General features: G+C 40.4%; 1 protein-coding gene and 1 pseudogene. Both read left to right on the top strand.

From position 1 onward, the window contains the following. A pseudogene (locus tag ACEYW6_RS36270) lies at positions 1–182 on the top strand (IS4 family transposase); the annotation flags it as partial. A gap of 24 nt (positions 183–206) precedes the next feature. After that, positions 207–1,253, top strand: a complete 1,047-nt coding sequence (locus ACEYW6_RS36265) for an IS4 family transposase (RefSeq protein ID WP_412983615.1) — start codon at positions 207–209, stop codon at positions 1,251–1,253. Positions 1,254–1,271 lie beyond the last annotated feature (18 nt).

Raw genomic sequence — 1,271 nt, 5'->3', positions numbered from 1 at the left:
TGCCAGCGCCAGAAAACGAAGTAATCGCGGCGCGGATGGAAGAGCTATTAACACCACTGGTATACAATCAACTGTCGTATTACCAGCAGTTGGGGTTACGTGACCGGATTCTGGGTTTACCTCTAATGGTGGCAGCAGTGTTAACACTACTGTGGCGACAAGTACCATCGGTGCGTGAGTGACATCGGTTATTAAATCGAGAAGATTTGTTGTGGTGCAAAGCGACTTGCGTATCGCAACAAGCATTATCTAAGCGATTTCTAGAGTTTCCAGCATCGATATTTGAACAAGTAATGATGGAATTAATTCCAAAGTTACAAGCCAGATGGCTCAAGAGAAAAAACCGCCCACTACCTGCAAGTATTAGGTTTGCAAAAACCAAATTCAAAAGAATCTGGGCTGTGGATGGTTCAACATTAGAAGCACTTTTTCGTCACCTGGAGAGTCTGCAAGAAAAAGCTGTTTCTTTAGGTGGAAAAATTTACACAATCGTTGATATCACAACTTATTTACCCGTCAAAATTACTTTTGATGAGAATCCCAATTGCTCGGATGCAACAATGTGGGATTGGTTGCATGGTTGTACACCTGATGGAACTTTACTTGTTTTTGACAGGGGTTTTTATGATTTTACTGAGTTTGCCGTACTCATGAGAACTGGTATTGCTTGGATTACCCGTTTAAAAAAGGCAAGCTATCGTGTACAAAGAACTCTAACTCATACTCCACAAGTAGTTGACCAAATAATTGAATTGGGACACAAGCGAGGAAGAGCAAAGCCAATTATTGTTCGTTTGGTCGAAATTAGGCGTGAAAATACTTGGTATAGATACATTACTTCTGTTACCAATCCAGTTGACTTACCTCCTTACCTTGTCGCTGACCTTTACGGTCGTCGGTGGCACATCGAAACTGCTTTTGGTCTAGTTAAACGATTGTTGAAAATGTCATATTTGTGGACTGGCTCAATTAATGGCGTCAAGCTGCAAATTTGGGCAACTTGGCTATTTTATGCTGTTTTAATTGATCTGGCCGATACAGTTGCTAATGAATTCGAGATGGAAGCTGAAAAAATTTCTATTGAGATGTTGTTTCGTTCATTTTATCACTTTAATCATGCCTATAATCAAGAACTTTCAAATGACCTTATTGCTTATCTTACTTCTCCCAAAAATCGAGATTTGGGCATTGTTAAATCTCAACCCAAATCCCGACGACAACCCGCTTTGAACTTATCTCCATATCCTGCTTGACATTTTGACCATCGCCTT

Origin of the sequence: Nostoc sp. UIC 10607, from assembly GCF_047228265.1 — a bacterium.
Lineage (GTDB): Bacteria > Cyanobacteriota > Cyanobacteriia > Cyanobacteriales > Nostocaceae > Nostoc > Nostoc foliaceum_A.
The sequence above is the reverse complement of the archived record's forward strand: the minus strand, read 5'-3'. Positions and strand labels throughout refer to the sequence as shown.